Consider the following 22347-nt stretch of genomic DNA (forward strand, 5'->3'; position numbering starts at 1 on the left):
ATGTCCGACAACAGCTTCGGGAAACTCTTCCGTATCACGACGTGGGGAGAGAGTCATGGTCCGGCCATCGGCTGTGTGGTGGATGGATGTCCGCCGCTCCTGAAGCTGTCCGAAGCGGATATCCAGCCCTGGCTCGACCGTCGCCGGCCGGGGCAGTCGCGCTTCACTACCCAGAGACAGGAAGCGGATCAGGTCCGTATCCTCTCGGGAGTGTTTGAAGGCCGGACGACGGGAACGCCGATTTCCCTGATGATCGAGAACACCGATCAGCGGTCAAAGGATTACGGCGAAATCGCACGCCGATACCGGCCTGGTCATGCCGATATTGCCTATGACATGAAATATGGCATCCGCGATTATCGCGGTGGTGGTCGGTCCTCTGCCCGCGAGACGGCCATGCGCGTTGCGGCGGGTGCGGTCGCGCGCGTGCTACTGCGAACACTGGTTGGCGAAAGGGTCAGGATCCGCGCTGCCCTGACCGGAATTGGCGGCCATATGATTGACGAGACCCGTTGGGACTGGGACGAGGTGGAGCGTAATCCCCTCTGGTGCCCGGATGCCGGGTCCGTCACGTCGTGGGAGGAGCTTCTCGACGCCGTCCGCAAGGCCGGTTCCTCCATAGGAGCCACGGTTACCGTCGTGGCGGAGGGGCTGCCGGCGGGCCTGGGTGCGCCTGTCTATGGCAAGCTGGATGCTGATATTGCTGGCGCGCTCATGGGGATCAATGGCGTCAAGGGCGTCGAGATTGGTGATGGCTTCGGTGTTGCGTCCCTGCGCGGGGAGCAGAATGCTGATCCGATCGCACCGGGGCCGGCTTTCGAATCCAACCACGCCGGGGGGATTCTGGGAGGTATTTCTATCGGCCAGCCGATCGTAGCTCGCTTTGCCATCAAGCCAACCAGTTCGATTTTGACGCCCGTTCCTAGTATCACGCGCGACGGGGAGGCCGTGGAGGTCAGGACAAAGGGGCGGCACGATCCCTGCATCGGAATCCGGGCCGTCCCGGTGGCTGAGGCCATGATGGCCTGTGTGCTGGCAGATCACATGCTGCGTCATCATGCGCAGTGCGGCTGGCCGCGCTGAATTTTCAGTGTGCCGGAAGGGTAAGAACCTTCCGGCAATCCACGAAAGTGGGTTTCAGCTTTCCAGACGAGCGTCCAGCGTGATTTCCGTGTTGAGCAGCTGGGAAATCGGACAACCTACCTTGGTCTTGTTTGCGATTTCCTTGAACTGCGCTTCTGAAATGTCCGGGATCTGGGCCGCCAGCTCCAAGTGAGATCTCGTGACCGCGAAACCATCTCCCTTCTTGTCGAGGGAAACAGTGGCTTTCGTGTCGAGAGACGTCGCGGTGAAGCCGGCTTCACCTAGGAAAAGTGAAAGCGCCATCGTGAAGCATGCGGCATGGGCTGCGCCGATCAGCTCTTCGGGATTCGTGCCCGGCTTGTCTTCAAAGCGCGTATTGAAGCCATAGGGCTGGTCCTGAAGCGCGCCGCTCTGGGTCGAGATTGAGCCGCCGCCGTCCTTCAGGCCGCCTTGCCAGTGGGCTGAAGCTGTCTTGTTGATGGTCATGGAAACTCTCCGCATCTGTGGGGTCGTCCGTTCCAACGTGATGTGTGGCTGATCGTTCCGCCCGGCTCGGGATGCTTTGAAATCCGGTTGGCTGTGTTCTTTCTGCACGGTGGCATCAGGACCGGCAGCGACGCCTGGGGATGAAAAGGAAACCAGCGGCTGTTTTCCGCGATCAGCACTATATCTAGGGGTGTGGATGAAATTCATCGCTACATATGGCGTGAATCGACATTCACAGCTCGTCCGGATTTGCAAGCAAACTCTTTGCTTGCGGGCGGGAGTGGAGTGGTGGAAATGAAGAACCACCAAACGGAAAATGATTGATGAAGCGGAGAGAGCCATGAGCTTGCACGACGTGACGATGGACGCGCCCCAGAAGGCTGATCGCCCCCACGACGTGCGCCCTCCGCTGGATCACCCTGTGGAAGAGCCGCCTATTGCCAAGGGTGATGACACGACCGAACTGTTTGATGATGTCGTGCAGCTTCCGGGCCATTATGCTGTTAGGCTGAACCGGTCCCGCGATGAGCTGTTGACGGATTTCGGCAAGGCGACTCTCAACAACCGTTATCTGCTGCCGGGCGAATCCTATCAGGACCTGTTCGGCCGTGTCGCATCCTATTACGGCGCTGACGCAGGTCATGCGCAGCGCATCTATGATTACATTTCCCGCCATTGGTTCATGCCCGCTACGCCGATCCTGTCCAACGGCGGCACCAGCCGCGGACTGCCGATTTCCTGCTTTCTGAACGAAGCCGAGGACAGTCTTGAGGGAATCGTTGGTCTCTGGAACGAGAATGTCTGGCTGGCGTCCAAAGGCGGTGGAATCGGGTCCTACTGGGGCAATCTGCGGTCCATCGGCGAAAACATCGGCAAGAATGGCAAGACGTCAGGCGTGATCCCGTTCATCCGCGTGATGGACAGCCTGACGCTCGCCATTTCGCAGGGTTCCCTGCGTCGCGGATCGGCGGCTGTCTATCTGCCGGTCTGGCATCCGGAGATCGAGGAATTTGTGGAGATGCGCCGCCCGACCGGTGGCGACCCAAACCGCAAGGCGCTAAACCTCCATCATGGCGTGCTGGTAACCGACGCCTTCATGCGGGCTGTCGAGAATGACGAGGACTGGGCGCTTCTGTCTCCCAAGGATCACAGCACCATCCGCAAGGTTTCGGCCCGTGCGCTCTGGATCCGTATCCTTACCGCCCGCATGGAGCAGGGCGAGCCGTATGTGATCTATTCCGATCATGTGAACCGTGCGCGTCCCGAGCATCACAAGCTGGCCGGACTTGAGGTCAAGACGTCCAATCTCTGTGCAGAGATCACGTTGCCGACCGGGATTGACCATCACGGTAAAAACCGGACGGCCGTGTGCTGCCTGTCATCCCTCAATCTTGAGACATGGGACGAATGGAAGGACGATCCGCAGTTCATCACGGACGTCATGCTGTTCCTGGATAACGTGCTTCAGGATTTCATCGACCGGGCGCCGGATGATATGGCGCGTGCCAAGTATGCAGCTGAGCGTGAACGTTCGGTCGGACTGGGCGTCATGGGGTTTCATTCCTTCCTTCAGGCCCGCATGATCCCGTTCGAGAGCGTGATGGCGAAGGTCTGGAACCGGAAGATCTTCCAGCATATCCGTACCCAGGCCGATGCGGCTTCCAAAAAACTGGCTGATCTGCGCGGGCCGTGCCCTGATGCGAAGGAGTATGGCTTCAACGAGCGCTTCTCGCACAAGCTGGCCATCGCGCCGACGGCCTCCATTTCCATTATTACGGGTAATGCGAGCCCGGGCATCGAGCCGATCAGCGCCAATGTCTTCCTGCAGAAGACGTTGTCCGGGTCTTTCTCCGTCCGGAACCGCCATCTGACAAAACTGCTGGAAAAGCGCGGACAGAACACCGAAAAGGTCTGGTCGGCCATTACCTTGAACAAGGGGTCCGTGCAGAATCTGGATTTCCTGACGCAGGATGAAAAGGACGTTTTCAAAACGGCCTTTGAACTCGATCAGCGGTGGGTGGTGGACCATGCGGCCGATCGCGCGCCGTTCATCTGTCAGGCGCAGTCGGTCAACATCTTCCTGCCAGCAGACGTGCATAAGCGTGATCTGCACCAGATCCATTATCAAGCGTGGAAGAAGGGACTGAAATCCCTCTATTACTGTCGCTCGCTTTCCATCCAGCGGGCAGACGCCGTCTCTACACTGGCCTCCAAGAAAGACATCATGGAAGATGATGACACGACGGAAGCGCCCACCGCCGCTCCGCGGGCTCCGGTGTCGGGTGGCGATTATGAAGAGTGTCTTTCCTGTCAGTAAGGCGATGTAACCTTTTATTCGGTCAGTGCGGAAAACAGCTTTCTCCTGTATGGGGGAGGGCTGTTTTCTGCTGTCTGCGTATTTGCATGGCATGAAAATAAAAACGGTTTCCACACCCAGCTGACAGATGACGTGATGCATTTGCAGCGATATGATCCCCGCCCAAATCTGGCGACGTTCGGGAGAGCTTCTCCTGAGCAATCGTCATGGCGGAAAATGCAAAAAAAACGCGGCTTGCTGGCAGATCAGGATGTTCCGGGAATGGAGGATCAGATCACCGCGAGTCGGGTTCCAGAGGAAACAAGGTCATGAGCAATCCGACCCCGAATGCTGGTGAGACTCCAGCCGCCGAGCCGCACTATGACCTAATGACGTCCAATCCGGTCTACAAACCCTTCCGTTACCCATGGGCCTATGATGCATGGCTGACGCAGCAGCGCCTGCACTGGCTGCCGGAAGAAGTGCCTCTGGCCGATGATGTGAAGGACTGGCACCGGACTCTGACCGAAGCCGAGCGTCATCTGGTGACGCAGATCTTCCGTTTCTTCACGCAGTCGGACGTGGAGGTGAACTCCGCGTACATGAAATATTACAGCCAGGTCTTTAAACCGACCGAAGTGCTGATGATGCTGTCGTGTTTCTCGAACATCGAGACGATTCACATCGCGGCCTATTCGCATCTTCTCGATACGATCGGGATGCCGGAAACCGAATATTCCGCGTTCCTGAAGTACAAGGAGATGAAGGACAAGTACGATTTCATGCAGTCGTTCAATATCAACGACAAGCGTGAGATCGCCAAGACGATGGCGGCTTTCGGGGCCTTCATGGAAGGGCTTCAGCTTTTCGCATCCTTCGCGATCCTTCTGAATTTCCCGCGATTCAACAAGCTCAAGGGCATGGGACAGATCGTGTCCTGGTCAGTGCGCGACGAGACGCTGCACTGCCTGTCCATGATCCGGCTGTTCCGCACGTTCATTCGCGAAAACCCTGAACTCTGGACGCCGGAGTTCCGCGAGGAACTGACGCAGATCTGCCGCACGACGGTCGAGCATGAGGACGCGTTCATCGACCTGTGCTTCGAAATGGGGCCGGTTGAAGGCCTGACGGCGCAGGACGTGAAGAACTACATCCGCTTCATTGCCGATCGGCGCCTGACGCAGCTTGGCCTCGATCCGGTTTACGGGGAGGAGGACAATCCGCTCCCGTGGATCGACCACATGCTGAATGCCGTGGAACACGCCAATTTCTTCGAGAACCGTTCGACGGAATATTCCCGCGCCTCCACGTCCGGCACGTGGGAAGAAGCCTTTGAAGACAGCGTGTTCGAGTAACACGGCAGGGAGGTCAGGTCTCTGGCAGGGCCTCTCCGTCACGCAGGACACGATTGGCAGCTTCGGTAAAACCGCCATCCGTTTTGTGCAGGACCAGTCCGGATCGCAGGCGGAAAATGCCCCGGCCACCATGGATGGCCCGGATCAGTACCAGTTTCGCTTCGCGGCCCTGTTTGGGCCAGAACGGGTAAAGCTGAATTGATCCGCAACCATTCTCCAGCAATGTATGGCAGGCCCTGTCAGCGCCCCCGGCTGACAGCACGAACGTCAGCGTTCCTCCCGGTAGCACCCATTTCGTCAATGTGCGGATCCAGTCCTCTGGGTTCGTCTCTGCGGCATTCATGGCGAGACGCCGGAGTCTGTCGGGGGACGGGGTGCCTTTCGGACTGTGCCATGGCGGGTTGGCCATCACGTGATGGAAGCGGCCATTCACCGTAGGTGTCAGATCCCGCAGGCTTTTTGGAAGATCGGGCAGGTGGGCCTGCACGACCTGAAGCCGTGTTGCGGGCAGGGAGATGCGGTTGCTTTCAAAATTATGCTCTGCCAGCGCAACCGTGGCCGTGTCCTGTTCGAGACCGACTCCATGAATGCCGGGAATACGTCGTGCCAGGCACAGGAGTGCGGCGCCTGCGCCACACCCGCCTTCGAGAATGCTTTCGCCAGCCCGCGCCGGAACGGCAGCAGCCATCAGTACGGGCTCCAGCCCCGTGCGATAGCCGCCAGTGAACTGTCGGTAATGCAGCTCTCCGCCAAGGAGAAAGCCATCCTGACAGGAGGACGGACCGGCAGAAGAGGAATGGGGTGAAAGCTTCTTACCGGGCTGCAATGGGTTGACCACCTTCCTGCTGCCGCTCATATGGTCTTTCCAATTTGTCGTCCGGCGTTACATGGCCCGTTCGTCTTTCCGAACAGGAGAAGAACGGGGGATACGCCACATCATATCGTGCCTGCCTGTTCCTGGGCCAGTCCCGGGATACATGTGGGAACAGGAGTAAAGACCCTTGGATTCTGCCGCCCCGGACGCTGCCGTAACCGTCGATAAAGCTGTGGTTAAGGGTGCGGCAGGCGAAAGTGCCTTGTCCGCGCTCTCGGCTTATCTCGAACAGGACATGCAGGCCTGCAACCGCGCCATCATTGCGCGGATGGAGAGCCCGGTCCCTCTGATCCCCCAGCTTGGTGCGCATCTCGTAGCGGCCGGCGGCAAACGTCTGCGTCCTCTCCTGACGCTCGCTTCGGCCCGTCTGTGCGGTTACGAACCGGGCCCTGATCATCAGCGTCATGTCGGTCTCGCCGCCTGCGTGGAGTTCATCCACACGGCAACGCTGCTGCATGATGACGTCGTGGATGAAAGTACGCTGCGTCGTGGTCTGGCATCTGCCAACGCGGTTTTTGGCAACAAGGCGTCCGTATTAGTGGGGGATTTCCTTTTCGCCCGGTCGTTCCAGCTGATGACGGCGGATGGCTCGCTCAAGGTCATGGCCATCCTCTCCGATGCCTCCGCGACCATCGCCGAAGGCGAAGTGCTGCAGATGGTCGTGCAGAATGACCTCTCCACTCCGATCGACCGTTATCTTGAAGTTATTCACGGTAAGACAGCGGCCTTGTTCGCGGCGGCCTGCCGCGTCGGGGCCGTGGTGGCCGGGCGCTCGGAAGAGGTGGAAGAGGCGCTCGACAGTTTCGGTAATAATCTCGGGATGGCTTTCCAGCTCGTGGATGATGCCCTTGATTACGCGGCCGACCAGCAGATTCTGGGCAAGACGGTCGGGGATGACATGCGTGAAGGCAAGATCACGCTTCCCGTCCTCGCCGCCTATGAAGCCGGCTCCCCTGAAGACCGGGCATTCTGGGAGCGCGTGATCGAAAAAGGCGAGCAGACGGATGAAGACCTGCCGCACGCGCTGAACCTGATTGCAAAGACGGGCGCCATCGCTACCACCATCACCCGTGCCCAGACCTATGCGGACGCGGCCGTGAAGGCGCTTTCCATTTTCCCGGACAGTGAACTTCGTCGTCTGCTGATCGAGACGGTCCAGTTTACGGTTGATCGCGCTCGCTGAGGCCAGACAGGACGTCAGTGAACCGGAAAGCCTCCACATCTTCGGAAGATGTGGAGGCTTTTTGCATTTCAGAGGCTTGGTTGAAGATCGAAGCTTTCGATCAATGAGAAACCAAGCCGCTGGACTGCCCGTTGCAGTCGCGCAGGACCATCCGGCAGGCGCGTCATCAAAAGGCGTACAGGACGGATGGGATGATTGTGCGTCGGGCATGTCCGCAGGACGCTGTCTACCTGCCGGGCGACGGCAGGCGCCGGATCGAGCCATGTCAGTCCGGCGGGCGCAAGACGGGAGAAATCGGGCATCAGGAAAGTATAATGGGTGCAGCCAAGTCCGATGGTGTCGATCTTTCCGCCGTCAGGCTGGCTGAACAGGCAGTCCAGTTCCCGCAGGATGTCCGCTTCTTCCAGCGGTTCTTCCAGAAAGGCCCGTTCCGCAAGGTCCGCCAGTCCCCGAGCTCCATGCGTAATGAGGCGGCAATCCGGTGCAAAACTGCGATGAAGGTCCTGGATATAGGGCCGCCGGGCCGTGGCTGAGGTGGAGAGCAGGCCGATAACCCGACTTGTGGAAACACGCCCGGCCCAGCGGATGGGTGGCACGCATCCCACGACGGGCACGGTCAGACGCTCCCGCAGGCGCGGCAGGGCGATTGTACTGGCTGTATTGCAGGCAATGACCACGATATCCGGCTGAAGCCGCCGGGTAGCAGCGTCCAGCAGGGTGACGATCCGTTCAGTCAGGGGACCATCAGGCTGTTCTCCATAAGGAAACAGCGCCGTATCGGCCAGATAGTCGATGTGCAGGTCAGGCCTGAGATCGCGCAGGGCCTGCACGACGCCCATTCCCCCGATGCCCGAGTCAAAGACCAGGCATCGGGGGGCGGAAGGGCCCTGCGCCATCAGCCCTCGGCTTTCGCCTTGAGGGCAAGGGCCTCTTCAGCGCTGCTTACGCCGCCATGCTTCTGCGACCAGCCGCAGGGATCTTCAAGGAAACGCCGGACTTCGGCGCTGTCTTTTTCCGAGAAATAGTTTCCGTCCGCACAGGCTTCCAGCACATCCCACCAGGTGCACAGGGAATGCAGGCTGATGTCCATGTCCGCCAGGGTTTTGTGCGCACCGGGGAAGACACCGTAAAAGAAAACAACAAAGGTGTGGTTCACGATGGCGCCGGCTTCACGCAGGGCCTTGGCGAATCGGATCTTGGAGGCACCATCCGTCGTCAGATCCTCAACGAGAAGCGTACGCATGCCATCGGGGACATCGCCTTCGATCTGGGCATTGCGACCGAAACCCTTGGGCTTTTTACGGACATAGGCCATTGGCGTCATCATGCGGTCCGCAATCCAGGCGGCGAACGGAATGCCCGCCGTCTCGCCACCCACAACGGCGTCGATGCTTTCGTATCCGATATGACGGCCAATCTTCTCGACGGCCAGTTCCATGATCTTCGTCCGTGCGCGCGGGAAGAAAATGATCTTGCGGCAGTCGATATAGACAGGGGACTTCCATCCGGACGTCAGGGTATAGGGGTCTTCCGGCCGGAAATTGATGGCCTTGATTTCCAGCAGAATGCGTGCGGTGGTCAGGGCTGCGTCCCGGTCCCACTGGGTCCGGCCTGCCATCGGGCTTTCGCCAAGCTGTGTCATGATACTCTCCACTGACGTCGTTTTCCGTGATTTACCGGGCCGCTGTGGCAAAGGGTAGGGGCAATTTCGCTGCATGGCCCGGTTGTTGTGGTTCGAGGGCTCCAGAGATGCTAACTTGTGCTTGCATGAAGGAGCGGCTCCTTCTAATGACAGATATCGATTTTCATTCTCATTTACGGCAGGACCATCAGTGAGCATCGAGACCAGCCGGATCGGCCGGAAATGCGAACGCGCCGTTGTAACGGCCTATCAGGAACTGAAGGACGTCGGGCAGCCAGACATGCAGGCCTTTGCAGCATGCACCACGCTGTATCGCATCCATCATCCTGAATCCTCCCTGACGGAAGCCCGCCGCCTGGTGGCGGAATGGATCGATCATCATGTCGTCCGTCAGGCCAAGGGGCAGACGCGGGGCTGCGACTGCTGATTTTCCGGAAGCGGGGCGTTCAGCCCCGCTCGCTCATCGGTACAAATTTCCGCTCTGGCTGGCCGATATAAAGCTGGCGCGGCCGGTTGATCCGTGCAGACGGATCCTCAATCATCTCTTTCCATTGACTGACCCACCCCACAGTGCGCGCAACTGCGAACAGCACAGTGAACATGCTTGTGGGAATTCCCAGCGCCTTCAGGATCAGCCCTGAATAGAAATCGACATTTGGGTAGAGTTTGCGACTGACGAAATAATCGTCCTCGGTCGCCACTTTTTCCAGCTCCATGGCCAGATCGAGCAGGGGGTCACGCTCCAGCCCCAGTTCCTCGATGACTTCATGACAGGTCGCCTGAAGGATTTTGGCGCGGGGATCGAAATTCTTGTAGACGCGATGGCCGAACCCCATGAGGCGCACGCCGGAGTTCCTGTCTTTCACCTTTTCAAGGAAAGCAGGAATGCCTTCCCGGCTACCGATGGACTGAAGCATGTTGAGCGCGGCTTCATTGGCACCACCATGCGCCGGTCCCCATAGGGCCGCGATACCTGCGGAAATGCAGGCATAGGGATTGGCGCCGGTCGAACCGACGAGGCGGACGGTCGTGGTGGACGCGTTCTGCTCGTGATCTGCATGGAGCAGCAGGATACGATCCATGGCGCGGGCCAGAACCGGATTGACGCGGTAATGGTTGCCCGGCCGGGCAAATAACATGTGCAGGAAGTTCTCGGAAAAGGACATTTCCTCATCCGGGTAAATGAACGGCTCCCCGATCGAGTATTTATAGGCCCATGCGGCAATGGTCGGGACCTTGGCGATCAGGCGGCGGGCCGACAGATCACGCGTGGCAGGCTGCGAGATGTCCAAACCATCATGATAAAAGGCCGAAAGCGCTCCAACGGTGCCGCACAGGATGGCCATGGGATGGGCGTCACGACGAAAGCCGTTGAAGAAATTCCGGATCTGTTCGTTCAGAAGCCGATGGGTGTTCATGTTGGTGCGGAACACCTGATACTCGTCGGTGGTCGGCAGTTCTCCGTACAGCAGGAGATAGGCCGTTTCCGTAAAGCTGGCGTTGAGCGCCAGTTCCTCAATGGGATAACCGCGATGCAGCAGGATACCTTTGTCGCCATCGATATAGGTGATGCTGCTTGTGCAGGTGGCTGTCCCACCCAAGCCGGGATCGAAGGAAAACAGCCCGGTTTTCTGCGGCAGGGTTCGCAGATCAATGACATCGGGACCGATCGTTCCGCTGAGAACGGGGAAATCGTCGCAGTGGGACTCTGATGTAAGTCTGACGGAACGAGATTCGGTCATGTCGTGTCATTTACCTGTCGTGCAAGGATATTTCCCCAAGTGTGGGAAAAATGTTTTTTTCTGTCCAGAGCAGAGCGCTATTCACCTCATTTCCTGAGGAGAAAAGTCACGGAACCAGCAGCGTGGCAGCCCTGACGGTGGACGGGCGCACATCCAGCCAGCCTCCTTCAAATCCAAGCATAGTCAGGCCTGCAAGGGGGTACCCCCTTTGCAGCGCCGCAAATGACGGATGCTGCAGCGCGGCAGTCCCGACAAGATCCATCGCAAGCGCCCCGATGGACGGATTGTGCCCGACCAGAAGAAGCGTCTGGACTTCATCTTCCGTACCGTGAATCAGGCGGTACAGTCCGTCGGGGTCGGTATGATAGATGCCGTCCTCGAAAACGGGGGCAGGCGCGGCCTCTAGCGCTTCCAGAGCCGCCTGTGCGGTCTGACGGGTCCGGACGGCCGGGCTGCACAACACTTTCATCGGGCGTGCCGGTGCGAGAGCCGCCAGCTTCCGGCCGATGCTGCGGGCCTGCTCCAAGCCTGTGGCGGTCAGTGGCCGGGCCCGGTCTCCTTCTTCCGTCGGGACATGGGGGACAGCCTGGGCGTGACGCAGGATCAGAAGCTGGCGGGTCATGGTCAGGTTCCTCCGTTATTCCTGCTGTTGGCCGCAATGGCCTCATGATGACGGATCACTTCCCGGATGATGAATGCAAGAAACTTTTCCGCGAAATCAGGGTCCAGATGGGCTTCTTTCGCCAGATGTCTCAGGCGTTCGATCTGGCGGTTTTCGCGTGCCGGGTCGGCAGGTGGCAGGTGAGAACGGGCCTTGAGTCTGCCGACATCCTGCGTGCAGCGGAAACGTTCGGCCAGCATGTAGATGAGAGCAGCGTCGATATTGTCGATACTGGCGCGCAGGTGTTCCAGTTCAGCCTGGGCGGAATGGTCAGGGTTCATTGATGTCGATCCATGCAAGATGGCCGCCTTTTCCGGCGCCGAGGTCGGTGAAAACGGCCGTTCCTCCCAGTCGCCCCGTGCGGCGCCAGGGACGTCCGTCCGTGGAACGGCGGTCATGGCCGACATAGACCGTCATCCCCTCAGGGATGCGGTTGATCCAGGTCAGGCGGCGTTCGGGATATCCGTCCGGCTGCATGCGGCCGGTCGTTTCTCCAAAGAGAGCACGGGAGAGGGGTGCTGACATTTCGCCCAGACCCGGCAGGGGGGACTGGGACAGCATGGCCGTATGGAAGCCGCCATGTACGAACAGGGAGCGCCCGAGCCGCAGCCAGGTCGGCGCGCGCAGGATGGCTTCATAGGCCTTGTGCGGCAGGTCCCCGTATTCGGGCAGAAAGATCTGGCGAAGGGTTTCTTCCAGCGGAGGGTCATGACGCAGCCGCCGCCCTTCCAGCGCCCGGCCGAGCTTGCGGTCATGATTGCCGAGAATGAACAGGCCCCGCTGTGATTCCAGCAGGTCGATCATCAGTTCCATCGTTCCCGCGCTGTCCGGACCATGATCGACCAGGTCACCAAGCTGGATGACAAACCGTTCCGTGGCGGTGGCATGACGGAAAGGGTGGAGATCACCATGAACGTCCCCGACCACACGAATCCCGTGTTCACGGATTCGTGTCATGATGGTGTCGGGAAGGGGCGGGTCAGCGAAAATGGTGTGTCCTCTCAGATTGTCCTTCTATCAAACGGCCAGAACGAAGGAAGGTCAATTTTCCATTGCAGAAAAAAGACCTTACCCCTCCACCAGGGCTGCTGCATGGCCCAGATCGACGGACAGGACACGACTGACGCCGCGCTCCTGCATCGTTACGCCATAGAGCCGGTCCATGTGGGCCATGGTGAGCTGATGATGGGTGACAACCAGAAAACGCGTACCGGCTTCCTTTGTCATGTCTGCCAGCAGGGAACAGAACCGTTCCACATTGGCGTCATCCAGCGGCGCATCCACTTCGTCGAGAACGCAGATCGGTGCGGGATTGCAGCGGAACGTCGCGAAGATCAGGGATAGCGCGGTCAGGGCCTGTTCTCCACCTGAGAGAAGGGAGAGCGTCGAGAGCTTCTTTCCGGGTGGCTGGGCGAAGATTTCCAGCCCGGCTTCCAGCGGGTCATCACTGCCGACCATGCCCAGATGGGCCTTTCCACCACCAAACATACGAGTGAAAAGTGACTGGAAATGCCGGTCCACCTCGGTGAAGACAGCGAGAAGCCGTTCCCGCCCTTCCTTGTTGATCGTCCCGATCCCGCCGCGCAGGCGGTTGATGGCCGCCGTCAGTTCGGCATGTTCGCGCGCGATTGTTTCGGCTGTTTCCCGGGCTTCTTCGAATTCGAGTTCCGCACGCAGGTTGACGGCGCCCAGATCTTCACGCTCGCGGGTGAGGCGGGAAAGACGCCGACGCGTGGATGTTTCAGCCTGTTCCGACAGGTCAGACGGATATGCTCCCCCAACGGGTGGTGCGCTTTCCGCCAGTAGCCGTTCCCGTGAGGCCTGCGCCTGCTCCGCGCGCTCCGTCAGACGGGCAATGGCTTCACGGGCAGATGACAGCGCCTGTTCGGCCGTGCGGCGGCGCTCCTGTGCGTCCTGTCCGGCCTGATCCGTCGCCTCGTCGCGTGCCCGTGCCGCGTCATAGGACGTCTGTGCCGCGGCCAGTTCATGTTCCTGACGGCTGAATGCGTCTTCGAGCTGCGGCGGAATGGCTGAGGCTGAGGCATGGGCTTCGCGCAGATGGGCTTCCCGCGTCGTCAGGTCGGCCTGCGTCTGGCTCAGGGTCTGCAACCGGCTTTCCAGATCGGTCAGCCGGCTGCGCAGGGCGGTGAGGGCGCCAGTGATCCGGACGTCCTCGAGTGAAATCCGGGAACGCTCTTCCTGCGAGGTTCTGAGGGCCTCGCGTGTCCGGGCAAGGTTCCCGCTTGCGGACAGGGTCTTCCGTTCCAGCAAGGCAGGGTCCGGACGGGAAGCAATGTCCTGCTGCTGCTGGTGTCGCTGCCGCTCCAGCGTCGCCACCAGCTGTTGCAGTTCGGCCGCACGCGGCAGCAGGGCCTTTTGGTGGGCCAGAAGTGTCGTGGCGGACTGGTCAAGCGCATGAAGCTCCTGCGTATGGCGCTCGGCGATCTGCTGGCTTTTGGTGGCTTCGGTGGCATGATGCCGTGCCTGCTGTTGCCACGTCTCATAGGCCTCCCATGCTGTCCGGGCGCGTTCTGTCAGATGTGGCAGATCGGGGCGGTCCGTCGTCTGCAACAGGTCCTCAAGCTGGGCGTGGAGAGCATTTTTCTCCTGCGTTAGACGGTTCAGCCCGGCTTCCAGATCCGTCAGGCGGTTCCGGGCAGTGTCATGGCGCAGAACCGCCTGATCCAGTTGCCGCAGGGTCTGTTCCTGCATGTCGCGTGCGGTCTGGGCCGTACGGGTTGCCCCGGCAAGATCCTGACGCGCCTTTTCGGCCGCGGCTGCGCAGCGCTCCGCCGTCTCCGTCAAGACATTAGGGGAAGGGTGCGCGGTAAGGTCTGCCTGTGCCTGCTGCTGGTTTTGGGTCTGGGAGGCATATCCTTCGCGGGCCTCCTCAAGCTGTGTCCTGGCCTGTTCCCACTGTGTCCGGGTCAGGCTGTCCTGCTGCGCCAGTCGGGAGGCGACGGTCCGGGCCTCGGCAAGGGCAGGCTCCAGAGCGGAGCGTTCCTTCCGGCAGTCATCCAGAGCACAAATTGCCACCTTCCGGGCCCTGTCTGCCGTCTGGCTGGCCTGTTCCAGTTCCGGCCGCCTTGCCTCAAAAGTGGCCAGACGCGCCCGGATGTCATTCAGGCGCTGGCGCTGCTCCAGCCTGGCTATTCCGGCATCGGGCGCGTTGGCGGCGCGGACAAACCCGTCCCAGCGCCAGAACGCCCCGTTCCGACAGACCAGCGCCTGCCCGGAGCAGAGATTTTTCTGAAGGGCGGGGCCTTTTGCCGGATCATCCAGAAGGAAAACGGCACTCAGGCACCGTGACAGTGCGTCAGGATAGTCCAGCAGGGACGCAAGAGAGGGATATCCGGCAAAAGGAGAGCCTTCCATGGCCGGGAGGGTGTACCAGCGCCTGTCCGCTGCAATCCGCTCCGGCGCGAGGGACGCATCCAGCCCATCTGCCAGAGCCGTCGCAACGGCCCGGACCAGATCGGGCGGGATCTCCAGCGCCGCATCCACCGGATCCGGCTGCGCCGCAACGGCGGCAAGGGTTTCGGCCAGTCCCTCCGCTTCGCCCGTGGCGCGGAGGATATCCGTTTCAAGTGTCGTCAGGGCCTGCCGGGCGGCGTTATCCTGCTCCGTGGCTACAGTCACAGCTGTCTCGGAACGCCGGATGGTCTCCTGCAGGGCTGTCAGGCGGGCTTCAAGATCTGCGACCTGTCCATGCGCCTCTGTCCGTTGCTCTTCGGGAAGAAGCGCCTTCCGGGTTCGATCCTCTTCCGTCGTCAGGGTATCGAGCCTGCGCCGGGCCTGTTCCAGAGCCTGCGTGGCCTGCTCCTGTGCGCGGGTCAGGGCGCGGTGGCGCTGGATACCTTCCTCGGCTTTCGCCCGGGCTTCAAGCCAGGCCGTATTGGCCTCATCCTGAATGCGGCGCGCATTGTCCTCGGCTATGCGGGCCTGTTCAAGCTGTGCGTTCGTATCGTCCCGGGCCTGTTCAAAGGCCTGACGCTGTTCTGGTGACAGCAGGGCGGAGCGTGCCTGAAGGGCCGCGTTTCCGTCTTCCCCGAGGCGGACTTCAATGCCTTGAAGACGCTCGCGCAGATCCGCTTCCGCCCTGGTCAGGCTGTCGCTTTTCTGCTGCCCTTCCGTAAAGGCGCGGGCTTCCAGCTCCATGGTCAGCCGCGCTTCCTGCAATGCCGTTGCAGAGGCGGCGGCATTCTGCCGGGCCACTTCGGCCTGCTCCAGCGCAAGGGTAGTCTGGTCGCGCAGGGTTTGCAGCGCGGCATCATCGGGCCGATCGCGTTCCAGCGTGGCCAGTTCGTCCTGTACGGCCTGCAATGCACCGGTTTCCGTACTCAGGCGGGTGGTCAGGGCATCAAGTGCGCTCATCAGCCCGTCACGGCGGATGATTTCGGCATCCCGCAGTCGGATGGCTGTTTCCAGTGCGGCTGCTTCGTCGTGTTCCTGCTTGCTCAGGCGCGCGCCGTCTGCTTCAGCGTTCTGCCGGCGAGCCGGTAGCGCGGCATTCTCGGCATCCAGTGCAGCAAGGTCTGTGCGGCCGGTTTCAATGGCTGCCGCGATTTCCTCGCACTGTTCCGTGGTCTGTGCCAGATCAGCCTGAGCCTGTTGCAGGCGCTCCAGCGCTTCGCGTTCAGCCTGTCCTGCACGGTCCATTTCCGCCCGTGCTGTCTCGGAGCGGAGTTTCAGCCGTTCCAGCACCGTACGCAGGCGATCCGTTTCCTCACGGGCATAGGGGGCCGTCTTGCGGACCTCGAATTCGGCAATGGTAGCCTGCTCCGCGTCATACTCGGCTTTTTTCAGGGCCTCGCGTGCTTTGGCCAGATCATCGCGACTGCGCTGGATAGCCAGATTGGCGCGCGCATGGAGCAGGGCATGAAGCTGTGTTTCCGTATCACGCAGCTTTTCGGAGATTTCTCGGTATTTCCGGGCCTGAACCGTCTGGCCTTCCAGACTTTCCAAGCGTTCTTCGATCTGAAGTCGCAGGTCTTCTGCGCGGGAGAGGTTGGTCTCCGTCTGGCGCAGTTTGAGTTCTGCATCATGTCTGCGGGCATGGAGCCCGGTGATGCCCGCGGCTTCTTCCAGCAGAAGACGGCGCTCTTCCGGCTTGGCGGCAATGAGCTGCCCTACGCGGTTCTGACTGACAATGGCAGAACTGCGGGCGCCGGAGGCCAGGTCGGCAAAGAGGGTCTGGACATCCCGCGCCCGCATGACGCGACCGTTGATGCGGTATTCACTGCCCGAGCCGCGTTCCGCCCGGCGTGAGATTTCCAGTTCATCGGCATTCTGGAACGGGGCGGGAGCCAGACCAGCCGCGCCCGTCAGGCTGAGCGTGACCTGTGCGATGTTCCGGGCCGACCGTGCGCCCGTCCCGGCAAAGATCAGGTCATCGAGTTCTCCGCCGCGCAGGGCCCGGGCGGACGTTTCGCCCATGGCCCAGCGCAGCCCTTCAACCACGTTCGATTTCCCGCAGCCGTTCGGACCGATGATTCCGGTCAGGCCTGGGAGAATATCGAGGCGCACCTCATCGGCGAAGCTCTTGAAGCCACCGATCGTCAGGCGGCTGATCGTCGTATCGTGATGCGACATCGTGGAAACAGGAAAATGTCAGCTGCTGAATCAGGTTGCCTTGGCAACCAGATCAGCAAATTTCTCGTAGGTTTCCGGATCCTGATCGTAATGCGTGTTATTGAAGCGGAAATAGGGCGTACCCTGGATGCTGTACGTGTCGGAGTCCTTCTGGACCTGCGTGAACAGGGCCTGCGCGAAGGCCTTGTCATCATGGATGGCCTGGAACTGGGATGCGGAAATACCCGCAAGTGCGGACATCTGCTGAAGCCGCTGCATGGGATCGCCTCCCGAGGCGAATGCCCACTGCATCTGGCTGGAGAACAGGGCCTCCAAGAAGGGGACATACCGGTCCTGTGGCAGGGAGCGGGCCACCATCGCTGCTGTCAGGCCGACCTGGTCACCACAGAAATCATGAAACTGGTAACGGATCTTGCCCGTATCGATCAGCTGTTCCTTGACCTTTGGGAACTCTTCTGTCGCGAAATGGGCGCAGTGCGTACAGGTCAGGGAAAACCATTCCTGCACGAGGACAGGAGCCTTTGGGTTGCCGATGATGCGTGGCCCCATCCGGGCATCCGTCGTTGCCGGTGCATCGGTTCCGGCGGCGTGGGCCGCGGTACCCACAAGGGCGAGTGCTGGAGCCGCACTGACAAGGAAACGGCGGGAGAGAGTAAAGCGGTCGGTCATTCAGGAAGCCTTTGCTACTGCCTGCGCGAAATCGTCGTAGCTGCGTACCACATCCGGCGCAGGTTTATCATTGAAGCGGAAATAGGGCGTTCCCTTGATTTGAAGGAATGCGCCATCCCGGTCCTGCCGGTTCACGATGGCCTCACGCAGGGCGTTATCCGCATTGATCTTGTCAAACTCGGCAGAACCGATGCCGGCCAGAGCCGCACGTTTTTTCAGTTCTGCCACCGGATCGATATCCCGGGCGAACGCCCACTGATCCTGGTTCACCAGCAGATCCTGCACGAACGGCTCATAGCGCTCGGCGGGGAGGGAGCGCGCCACCATAGCCGCGAGCAGCGCGACCTGATCGAGCGGAAAATCGTGAAAGCGGTAACGGATCTTGCCCGTATCGATCAGCTGCTTCTGGATCTGCGGAAAAATTTCCTTGGCGAAATGAGCGCAGTGTGAACAGGTCAGGGAGAACCATTCCTCCACCAGCACTTTCGCATCCGGTGCGCCAAGCATCCGTGGTCCCATCCGTGGATCGCCGGGGGGCAGACTGTCCGCCTTTGCGGCGGGAAGGGCAGCGACAGCCACGATGGCGGGCCCGGAGGTAAGGAAAGCACGACGGCCGAAAGACCCGGATGGCATGAGGCAACGCTCCGATTGAAGGTGATCCTGAATACTCACAACGCCGAACGGCCGCGGGCGTCAAGACCCGCGCTCGTCCTCCTGTGTGCGTGGTGTGGGCAGAGGCTTCTTTTCCCAGCCTTCCGGCACCCGGATCCGCAGGGCGCGGATATGGCGTGCATCCGCGTCCAGAACCCGGAATTCCAGTCCGCTTTCATGGGTCAGGACTTCATCCCGGGCTGGAACATGCTCAGCCAGACGGAAGACAAGCCCGCCAACTGTCTCGATTTCCGCTTCCCGTTCCGCATCCGTCAGAACTGCTCCAAGCCGCTCTTCAAGCTGGCGGATCGGCAGACGGGCATCGATGTCGAAGGAACCGTCAGGCCGTTCGACCCAGGCTGTCGTGACCGGATCGTCGTGCTCGTCGGAAATATCTCCCACGATCGTCTCGATCAGGTCCTCGATCGTCACAAGTCCGTCAATGCTGCCATATTCGTCAATGACAAGCGCCATGTGCATCTGCCGCTGCCGCATCTGAAGCAGCAGGTCCAGCACAGGAATGGTCGGGGCGATCATCAGGGGCTGACGCAGGAGCGGGCGTATGTCGAAGGCCTGCGGGTCTCCGACATACGCGATCAGATCCTTCACGTGGATCATGCCCGCAATGTCATCGAGCTGTCCGCGATAGACCGGAAGCCGGGAGTGGTTTTCCCGGCGCATCAGATCGAGCGCATCCTCGAAAGAAATGTTTTCGGGCATTGCGATGATGTCCGCGCGTGGGATCATGACATCATCCGCCGTGATGTCCCGCAGACGGAGCACGTTCATGATGAGCGCGCGTTCCTGCCGGTCGAGCTCTTCCGTTTCTCCGGCGTCCTCGGTGGGCTGCCCGGCTTCCTGCACGAGCGTCGCGATGGATTCGCGCAGGCCCTGGTCACGGCCTCGACGACTGAAAAGGCCAAACAGCCCGCGTGAGCGGCTTTTGCCCTGATCGTCCTGTCGGTCGTTGTTTTCGTCGCTCATGCCCGGACCTTTCCACCCTGCCGCCATGGGTCACCAAACCCGAGCGCACGCATTGTCCGCGTCTCGACGCCCTCCATCTCGCGGGCTTCCCCCGGATGGTGATGATCATAACCTGCCAGATGCAGCAGGCCATGCACGACAAGATGGGACAGGTGGGCCCGCAGGGAGCGCCGTGCCGCCTGCGCTTCGCGTCGGACGGTTTCATAGGCGAGGATGATGTCCCCGCCATGCTGCGGCGAGACAGGCTCGAACGTCAGGACGTTCGTTGGCTTGTTCCGGTTGCGGAAATGGCCGTTGAGCCGCTTCACGACCCGATCGGTCGACAGCAGGATGGAAGGTGGCGGCGAGACCGCGAAATCCGGCCCGCCCTGGCGCGGAACGGCAGCGATGGCACGCCGGACGACCCGCTCCGTATCAGGGACGGAGGCGCGCCATCTGGCGTCCTCAATGATGATGTCAGTGCCGGCGTGTGGACTTGGAGGTTCCATTGTTTTCCCGGCGCAGCCTGTTCCGGAAGACGTCCCGGGCGGCTGGCGCTTTCTGTTCATAGGCATCGACAATGCGGCTGACCAGCGGATGGCGCACCACATCTTCGGAAGAAAAGCGTGTAATGCCGATTCCCTTGATGCCTTCGAGGGTCTCGACCGCTTCCCGCAGCCCGGATGACACACCGGAGGGAAGGTCGATCTGGCTCAGATCACCTGTCACCGCCATGCGCGTTCCTTCCCCCAGACGGGTAAGGAACATTTTCATCTGGGCCGGGGTCGTATTCTGGGCTTCATCCAGAATGACGTAGGAATGAGCCAGCGTCCGTCCGCGCATGAAAGCGAGCGGCGCCACCTCGATTTCCCCTGTTCCCATGCGCCGGACGACCTGATCGCCTGGCATCATGTCATTGAGGGCGTCGTAGAGCGGACGCAGATACGGATCGATCTTCTCGCGCATGTCACCCGGCAGGAAGCCGAGACGTTCTCCGGCTTCAACCGCCGGGCGCGAAAGAATGATCCGGTCCACCTGTCCGGCCAGCAGCATGCCTACGGCCTGAGCTACAGCCAGATAGGTCTTGCCCGTTCCCGCTGGTCCGATCCCGAAAACCAGATCCGTGCGGGCCAGCATGTCCATGTAAGCTGCCTGACCGTGTGAGCGGGGCGCAATGACCCCGCGCTTGGTCCGGATGGCGGGCAGGTCCGTCAGTGGATCAGAGTTTTTCTCCGCCCGCTCGGGACGGCGGCGCTCATCGTGACGGTGCCGGGGCTGACGTGCGGCCGGCGCCGGGGAGGGAGAAGACGGCGTCCGGGCTTCACGGACGGGCAGGGCCGTCAGGCGGATCACGCCATCGACCTGCGAACTGTCCAGCGTGCCACCCTGCTCAAGCTGGTTATACAGGGCGATAATCGCGGCCTGCGCCCGGCCTACGGCGTCATTTTCGCCGGAAATGGCGATCTTGTTGCCACGGCAGGAGAGACGGACGTCAAACCCCTCTTCCAGCCGCACGAGATGGCGGTCATGGTCGCCCAGCAGCCGCTGGAGGAGGATATTGTCGCTGAAGCGCAACGCGACCGTGCGGTTGCCTTCGGGACCGGAGTCCATGGTTACAGGACGGGTCGGGGGTGTTGTCAGCAAGCGGAAGCTGTCTCCCGGATCAGAGTGCCGCGAAGGGAATTTGTGTGGCGTGCGGTGATGGCCACTTTCACGATGGAACCGATCAGATGGTCCGGCCCATCGAAATGGACGGGCTGGAGGTAAGGGGAGCGCCCGGAAAGCTGCCCGGGCAGACGGCCCCGTCCGGTGATTAGGATGTCCTGCATGGTCCCGACCAGGTCGGCATTGAAGGCATCCTGCTGCTCACGCAGGAGGGCCTGCAGTTCGGCGAGGCGACGGTCTTTCACGTCCTCGGGGACCTGCATCGGCTGTCCGGCAGCGGGTGTTCCGGGGCGGGGAGAGTATTTGAAGCTGTAGGCACTAGCAAAACCGATGTCCCGCACAAGCTGCATGGTTGCTTCGAAATCCTCCTCCGTCTCGCCCGGATGGCCGACGATGAAGTCGGAAGACAGGGCAATGTCCGGCCGTGCCTCGCGCAGGCGGTGCACGATGTCCCGGTATTCATCGGCGGTGTGTCCGCGGTTCATGGCCCTGAGGATGCGGTCCGATCCGCTCTGTACCGGCAGGTGCAGGAACGGCATCAGGGCCGCATTCTCCCGATGGGCTGCGATCAGGTCGTCTTCCATGTCCCGGGGATGGGAGGTCATGTAGCGGACGCGTGCAAGGCCCGGAATTTTTGCCAGATCTGCCGTCAGTTCCGCCAGTGTGGCGCTTGCGCCGCTGCCATCGTCGCCATGATAGGCGTTGACGTTCTGGCCAAGCAGCGAAATCTCGCGCACACCGCTGTCCACCATGCGGCGTGCCTCTGCCAGAACGGACTGGACCGGGCGGCTCGTCTCCGCGCCGCGCGTATAAGGCACCACGCAGAAAGAACAGAACTTGTCGCAGCCTTCCTGAATGGTCAGGAAAGCCGTTAGGTTACCCTGTGACTGTGGGGCGGCCTGTTCCGGCAGGAAATCGAATTTCTGTTCTACGGGGAAATCCGTCTCGATGACGGCATTACCCGCACGCGCGGCCCGGGCCACCATTTCCGGCAGGCGATGATAGGTCTGCGGTCCGAGCACCAGATCGACGAATGGCGCACGGGCCAGGATTTCCGCCCCTTCTGCCTGGGCCACACATCCCGCCACCGCGATGATCGACCGGTCATGACCCGCCTGCATGCGTTCTTCGCGCATCTTGCGCAGGCGTCCCAGTTCGGAAAAGACCTTCTCCGTCGCGCGTTCCCGGATATGACAGGTATTGAGGATGACCATGTCGGCGTCTTCGGGACGCTCAACCGGCGCATAACCCAGAGGCCGCAATACATCCGCCATGCGGGCGCTGTCATAGACGTTCATCTGGCAACCCCATGTGATGACATGCAGGTTGCGCGATACGCGCGCGGTGGCTTCTGGGGGCGTGGGAAACGTCTGAGTGGTCACGGTCTTGTTCCGGGGCTGGCAGAATCAGGCACACACATCGGGGCAGGAGCGGCTAGGGTCAAGCCTGATCCGGATAGGGGATGGCAGGACAGGGAAAACCGGC

Annotated in this window: 20 protein-coding genes; 5 read left to right on the forward strand and 15 right to left on the reverse strand. The window is 60.9% G+C overall.

Features of this window, described 5'->3' with window-relative positions:
- A complete protein-coding gene (gene aroC / locus GMO_RS03275) occupies positions 1-1083 on the forward strand; it encodes a chorismate synthase (protein WP_008850847.1) in 1083 nt (360 codons plus the stop codon).
- A 54-nt stretch (positions 1084-1137) separates the two neighbouring features.
- On the opposite strand, the gene GMO_RS03280 is transcribed toward aroC, so the two are convergent.
- Positions 1138-1569 carry an OsmC family protein gene (locus GMO_RS03280; protein WP_008850848.1) on the reverse strand — a complete coding sequence of 144 codons (432 nt, stop codon included), beginning with the start codon at positions 1567-1569 and terminating at the stop codon, positions 1138-1140.
- A 340-nt stretch (positions 1570-1909) separates the two neighbouring features.
- On the opposite strand from GMO_RS03280, the gene GMO_RS03285 reads away from it, so the two are divergent.
- A complete protein-coding gene (locus tag GMO_RS03285; protein ID WP_040507742.1) occupies positions 1910-3886 on the forward strand; it encodes a ribonucleoside-diphosphate reductase subunit alpha in 1977 nt (658 codons plus the stop codon).
- Between the two features lie 308 nt (positions 3887-4194).
- Entirely contained in the window at positions 4195-5220 is a 1026-nt protein-coding gene (locus GMO_RS03290) for a ribonucleotide-diphosphate reductase subunit beta (RefSeq protein ID WP_040507746.1), read from the forward strand.
- Positions 5221-5233: 13 nt separating this feature from the next.
- On the opposite strand, the gene GMO_RS03295 is transcribed toward GMO_RS03290, so the two are convergent.
- On the reverse strand, positions 5234-6076 hold the full coding sequence (locus tag GMO_RS03295; protein WP_008850851.1) for a tRNA1(Val) (adenine(37)-N6)-methyltransferase: 843 nt from the start codon (positions 6074-6076) through the stop codon (positions 5234-5236).
- 145 nt (positions 6077-6221) lie between these two features.
- Here GMO_RS03295 and GMO_RS03300 point away from each other — a divergent pair, with 145 nt between their 5' ends.
- Positions 6222-7277: a polyprenyl synthetase family protein gene (locus tag GMO_RS03300; protein WP_008850852.1), complete on the forward strand. Its 1056-nt coding sequence runs from the start codon at positions 6222-6224 to the stop codon at positions 7275-7277.
- A 68-nt stretch (positions 7278-7345) separates the two neighbouring features.
- Here the strand turns inward: GMO_RS03300 and murI are convergent, their stop codons facing one another.
- Together murI and GMO_RS03310 are read right to left on the reverse strand one after the other, a co-directional pair.
- Positions 7346-8173: a glutamate racemase gene (murI, locus tag GMO_RS03305; RefSeq protein WP_083813586.1), complete on the reverse strand. Its 828-nt coding sequence runs from the start codon at positions 8171-8173 to the stop codon at positions 7346-7348.
- Positions 8173-8919, reverse strand: coding sequence for an orotate phosphoribosyltransferase (locus tag GMO_RS03310; protein ID WP_040507406.1), 747 nt, complete (start codon positions 8917-8919; stop codon positions 8173-8175). The genes murI and GMO_RS03310 overlap by 1 nt, the downstream gene beginning before the upstream one ends.
- Before the next feature lie 190 nt (positions 8920-9109).
- Between GMO_RS03310 and GMO_RS03315 the strand changes: the two genes are divergently transcribed.
- Complete coding sequence (locus GMO_RS03315) at positions 9110-9346, forward strand: hypothetical protein (protein WP_008850855.1); 237 nt, start codon at positions 9110-9112, stop codon at positions 9344-9346.
- 19 nt (positions 9347-9365) lie between these two features.
- Here the strand turns inward: GMO_RS03315 and GMO_RS03320 are convergent, their stop codons facing one another.
- The 11 genes from GMO_RS03320 to miaB all read right to left on the reverse strand — a co-directional run bounded on the left by GMO_RS03320 (position 9366) and on the right by miaB (position 22244).
- Complete coding sequence (locus GMO_RS03320; protein ID WP_008850856.1) at positions 9366-10661, reverse strand: citrate synthase; 1296 nt, start codon at positions 10659-10661, stop codon at positions 9366-9368.
- Between the two features lie 106 nt (positions 10662-10767).
- Positions 10768-11283, reverse strand: a complete 516-nt coding sequence (locus tag GMO_RS03325) for a SixA phosphatase family protein (RefSeq protein WP_008850857.1) — start codon at positions 11281-11283, stop codon at positions 10768-10770.
- A 2-nt stretch (positions 11284-11285) separates the two neighbouring features.
- Complete coding sequence (locus GMO_RS03330) at positions 11286-11603, reverse strand: chorismate mutase (RefSeq protein ID WP_008850858.1); 318 nt, start codon at positions 11601-11603, stop codon at positions 11286-11288.
- Positions 11593-12279 carry a metallophosphoesterase gene (locus GMO_RS03335; protein WP_040507407.1) on the reverse strand — a complete coding sequence of 229 codons (687 nt, stop codon included), beginning with the start codon at positions 12277-12279 and terminating at the stop codon, positions 11593-11595. The genes GMO_RS03330 and GMO_RS03335 overlap by 11 nt, the downstream gene beginning before the upstream one ends.
- Positions 12280-12390: 111 nt before the next feature.
- Positions 12391-16914 (reverse strand): AAA family ATPase, encoded by a 4524-nt coding sequence (locus GMO_RS03340; RefSeq protein ID WP_008850860.1) that lies wholly within the window; start codon positions 16912-16914, stop codon positions 12391-12393.
- 30 nt (positions 16915-16944) lie between these two features.
- Positions 16945-17583, reverse strand: a complete 639-nt coding sequence (locus GMO_RS03345) for a thioredoxin domain-containing protein (protein WP_008850861.1) — start codon at positions 17581-17583, stop codon at positions 16945-16947.
- Entirely contained in the window at positions 17584-18216 is a 633-nt protein-coding gene (locus tag GMO_RS03350) for a DsbA family protein (RefSeq protein ID WP_008850862.1), read from the reverse strand. It lies immediately after the preceding gene.
- Positions 18217-18276: 60 nt separating this feature from the next.
- Positions 18277-19218, reverse strand: coding sequence for a hemolysin family protein (locus GMO_RS03355; RefSeq protein WP_040507408.1), 942 nt, complete (start codon positions 19216-19218; stop codon positions 18277-18279).
- Positions 19215-19706: an rRNA maturation RNase YbeY gene (gene ybeY, locus GMO_RS03360; protein ID WP_008850864.1), complete on the reverse strand. Its 492-nt coding sequence runs from the start codon at positions 19704-19706 to the stop codon at positions 19215-19217. The genes GMO_RS03355 and ybeY overlap by 4 nt, the downstream gene beginning before the upstream one ends.
- Entirely contained in the window at positions 19675-20841 is a 1167-nt protein-coding gene (locus tag GMO_RS03365) for a PhoH family protein (protein WP_040507410.1), read from the reverse strand. The genes ybeY and GMO_RS03365 overlap by 32 nt, the downstream gene beginning before the upstream one ends.
- A complete protein-coding gene (gene miaB / locus GMO_RS03370; protein WP_083813587.1) occupies positions 20835-22244 on the reverse strand; it encodes a tRNA (N6-isopentenyl adenosine(37)-C2)-methylthiotransferase MiaB in 1410 nt (469 codons plus the stop codon). The genes GMO_RS03365 and miaB overlap by 7 nt, the downstream gene beginning before the upstream one ends.
- Between the last annotated feature and the right edge of the window lie 103 nt (positions 22245-22347).

This window comes from Gluconobacter morbifer G707 (assembly GCF_000234355.1).
Lineage (GTDB): Bacteria > Pseudomonadota > Alphaproteobacteria > Acetobacterales > Acetobacteraceae > Gluconobacter > Gluconobacter morbifer.